General features: G+C 64.0%; 4 protein-coding genes and 1 pseudogene. All 5 read right to left on the bottom strand.

Going from position 1 to position 3,524, the window contains the following annotated elements:
* The coding region (locus A5704_RS02630; protein WP_067887265.1) for a cytochrome P450 at nt 1–858 on the bottom strand (858 nt) is incomplete at its 3' end.
* A gap of 15 nt (nt 859–873) precedes the next feature.
* A complete protein-coding gene (locus tag A5704_RS02625) occupies nt 874–1,827 on the bottom strand; it encodes an LLM class flavin-dependent oxidoreductase (protein WP_067747625.1) in 954 nt (317 codons plus the stop codon).
* Between the two features lie 8 nt (nt 1,828–1,835).
* Nucleotides 1,836–2,669, bottom strand: a complete 834-nt coding sequence (locus A5704_RS02620) for an SDR family oxidoreductase (protein ID WP_067783888.1) — start codon at nt 2,667–2,669, stop codon at nt 1,836–1,838.
* A complete protein-coding gene (locus A5704_RS02615; RefSeq protein WP_067783886.1) occupies nt 2,662–3,069 on the bottom strand; it encodes a nuclear transport factor 2 family protein in 408 nt (135 codons plus the stop codon). The genes A5704_RS02620 and A5704_RS02615 overlap by 8 nt, the downstream gene beginning before the upstream one ends.
* A pseudogene (locus tag A5704_RS28690) lies at nt 3,069–3,524 on the bottom strand (zinc-binding dehydrogenase); the annotation flags it as partial. The pseudogene A5704_RS28690 and the gene A5704_RS02615, both read right to left, overlap by 1 nt.

Below are 3,524 nucleotides of genomic sequence, written 5' to 3'. Positions count from 1 at the left end.
GGCGGCGGGAATGAGGCTTCGGTCTCGCCTCAGTGCCTGCCATTGGTCCTGGTGTCGCGCAAACACCACTGCGGCGCTTGCGACCAGCTTGGTCACCGTCTCGGCGCCCGCACCGCCGAGCATCGACGCAAAGGCCGAAATCTCCGTGTCGTCGAGGCGAGTCATGGTGCCGTCGTCGCGTTCGACCTCGACCTGGGTGAGCCGCGAAATCATGTCGTCCTGTGGGTTGGCGCGTTTCTCGACGACAAGGTCGTAGTAGTACCTCCACATGGTCACCGCCGCCTCGCGGCCGTGCGGCGTCGTGCTGATGTTTCCCGGCTCGCGTTCCAGCAGTGCGTCGAGCCAGTGCCGGATCTGCTGGCGACCGTCCGGCGGCACCCCCAACATCGTGGTGATGATCTCGACGGGGAACAGCGCCGAGAAGTCCTCGACCATGTCGAACGACGTCACATCGATGGTTTGCGCGATTGTGTCGATCACCTTCCGGATCATCGGCTCGAGCTTGGCGATCGCACGCGGGGTGAAAACCTTGTTTACCAGCGACCGCATTCTGGTGTGCTGCGGAGGGTCCATCATGATGATCACTCCGTGCGGGATCATCGCGTCGGGATCGATGAAATGATCGAGCGTCACACCCTTCGCCGAGGAATACCTTTCGTGATCGCGCATCGCGCTCGCGACATCCTCATAGCGGGAAAGGGCCCAGAAGTCGTACTGCGTGCTGTGGTAGACCGGCGCCCGATCGCGTAGTTGGCGGTAAATCTCGAACGGATCGTTGAAGAATTCATCCGAGAAGGGGTCGAAGTGAACGGATCCCAAAGACGTGCCTACTTCCGCCGCGCCCCCGTCAAGGCTCATCTCGTGTCCTTTCGACTACTGCAGCTCGGCGAATCTCTTCAAGTAGGGCCATGCGATCGCGGGCGGTATCCCGCCGCACAGTGGCGAAATGTTGAACATTTCACCTGCTGCGATGCGCTTCCGCGCTTCGTCGACCGAGAGGATCACGTGTGACGACGTGTTGCGCAGCTCGTCGATGGTCCTGGCGGTGGTGATGTTGGCGGACACCGCGTTGTCGGGATTCCATTCCGAGTAGGCGATTGCATCGTGCAGGAGGTACTTGCCGATCTCGTCCCACGCCGCGTCGACATCGTCGGCCACGAAGCAGTTGGTCGCTGCGTCACGCTCGGGGATGACGACAAAGCCGGGCTCGAAGCCGTTGTCGCGACATGCTTTTTCGTAAGCTTCCCGCATTCCTGGCACCCCGCCGTTGGCGAGCAAGCCGAGACCGTTACGTCCAGCGCGCCGCGCGGCCGCCAGGCTGGCGCCGCCCCAGCTCATCATGGGGCCTTCCGGCGTGCGCGGCCGCGGGGTGACTTTCATTCGTCTGCCGCCGTGTTCGATCTCTTCGCCGGCGAGGAGGCGGCGTAACACGCCGAGCTTCTCGTCCGCCAGCCTGCCGCGGTCGGACATCGAGAGTCCGAAGTGAGCGTATTCCTCAGCGCGATATCCGATTCCGAAGACGTAGGTGGCTCTGCCCGCGCTGATGTGATCCAGCACGGCGATGTCCTCGGCCAGCCGTGCCGGATCGTAGAAGGGCAGCAGAATTGTCAGGTTCACCAAGAGTTGCTTCGTGCGAGCGGCAATGGCCGCACCGAGCAGTAACGGCGACGGCAGATAACCGTCGTCCGCGCAGTGGTGTTCGCAGAGCACGACGGCGATACAGCCATGCTGCTCGGCCCATGCCGACATCTCGCTGGCGGCGGCGTACAACTCGGTGGCCGGCGCTCCGATGGTGGGCGCTCGCATGTCGAAGCGAAGGGTGAACACGGTCGCTGCTAACCGGGCTGCCGTGCGTCGGAACCCATGACTTCGGCGCTGGCCTGCATGATCATTCGAACCACTTCGTTGCGTGTCATGGACTTGAAAAGTTCAAATGCCATCCGGACGTCATCGCCCGTGGCGATCGTCGGTCCGTTGCCGAGGTTGGCGAACGCCTCGTCCACCACGCTCGCGGCTGTCACCGCACCCTGGGGAACCTCGTCGACGGATTTCAGTCGGCCGCGCTCGAATTCCAGTTGCCGCAGAGCCGGTGTATCGGTCATGCCGAGGACCAGACCCAGGACGTCCACGCCCTTGTCGTGCAACTCCGCCCACAGCCCCTCAGTGAAAACCATGTCGAAGGCCTTGGTTCCTCCGTATGCCACCATGTTTCGGCCACCGGCTAGCGCAGCACCAGAAGTGAAGTTCACGATGCCGCCGCGTCCTCGGTCGACCATGAGGCCCGAGAAGTGGTGACACAACCGCATCAGCACCAGGCAGTTGCGTTGCAGCAGGGCTTCGGCTCTCGATACCGGATTGGCAAGAAAAGGCTGGTAGTTCGGATCCCCGCCGGCGCAGTACACCAGCATGCCGACCTCGAGGTCTGCGGTGGCGTCGATGATGGACTGGGCAGCGTCGGGCTCGGTGAGATCGATGGCGAGCGTCCGGGTTTTGACACCGGTGCGCTCGTGAATCGCCTCGGCTACCGTGTCGAGCACGCGTCGGCGACGAGCGACCAGCGCAACGTTCACTCCTTCCTGCGCCAACCTCTCGGCGAACAAGGCGCCGCATCCGTCGGACGCGCCGACGATCACCGCCCACGGTCCGTACCTCCGTGCGATGTCACCCATGGGCGCCCGGCACCGCAGCGAGCCGAACCGAGGTGTAGGTACGGCGGTCGATCCGCCAACCGTCCGGCGTCCGTACGGCGTGGTCGTCGTAGTAACCGACGGGGTTCGCGCCCGAGCCGTCCTCCATCAGGATCAGTGCGTCGACGTAGGTGCGGATCGTCGCGGTGTCGGTGTCTATTGCGATGGCCTGGTTGGTCATTCGATGGATCGTGTGCGCCGCGCCGACGTGCGCTGCTTCCATAAACCGCGCCACCTCTGCGCCACCGGTCCACTGGCCGACCAAACCGTAGTCGATGCGCGCATCCTCGGCGAAGACTGTCGTGAGAAGCCGATATTGCCGGCTGTCGATTGCCGTTGCATACCGGACTGTGAGGTCGAAAATGTCGTCGCGGTCCGACATCAGAAGTCACCGTTCGGGTGGATCACGACGCGGGGTGGGCCTTCGGATCGCCGCGCCGCCGCCAGCGCCGCGGGCACCTCGTCGAGGCCGATGATCTTGCCGACGCTGGGCAGTGGGTTCAGCTTCCCCTCGACGACCGCATCCAGAACGCCGTACCAGTCCTGCGGGAGCGGTCCTCCACCGAACTGGAGAGTCAGGCCGTTTCGGGTGGCTTTGGTGATGTCGAGGGTGTCGCCGGTGTACCAGCCACCCGCGCAGTAAATGCGTGATGAGAACTCCGCATCCGCGACGATGCTGTCGATGAGACCCGCAGCGCCAACGCATTCGAACACCACGGCGGAGCCGTTCATGTGGCGTTCGGCGCGCAACGTGCGGAAGGCGTCGAACACCGACCGCTGGGCCGGATCGACCAGAACATGCGCGCCGAACCCGGACTGGGCCAGTTCGCGGCGGTC

Origin of the sequence: Mycobacterium sp. E735, from assembly GCF_001666955.1 — a bacterium.
Lineage (GTDB): Bacteria > Actinomycetota > Actinomycetes > Mycobacteriales > Mycobacteriaceae > Mycobacterium.
This window is presented reverse-complemented; position numbering and strand designations above follow the sequence as displayed.

Excerpts from the sequence above, each read along its gene's own strand:
- A5704_RS02620 (WP_067783888.1), bottom strand. The coding sequence starts at position 2,669 with ATGGGTGACATCGCACGGAGGTACGGACCGTGGGCGGTGATCGTCGGC.
- A5704_RS02615 (WP_067783886.1), bottom strand. The coding sequence starts at position 3,069 with ATGTCGGACCGCGACGACATTTTCGACCTCACAGTCCGGTATGCAACG.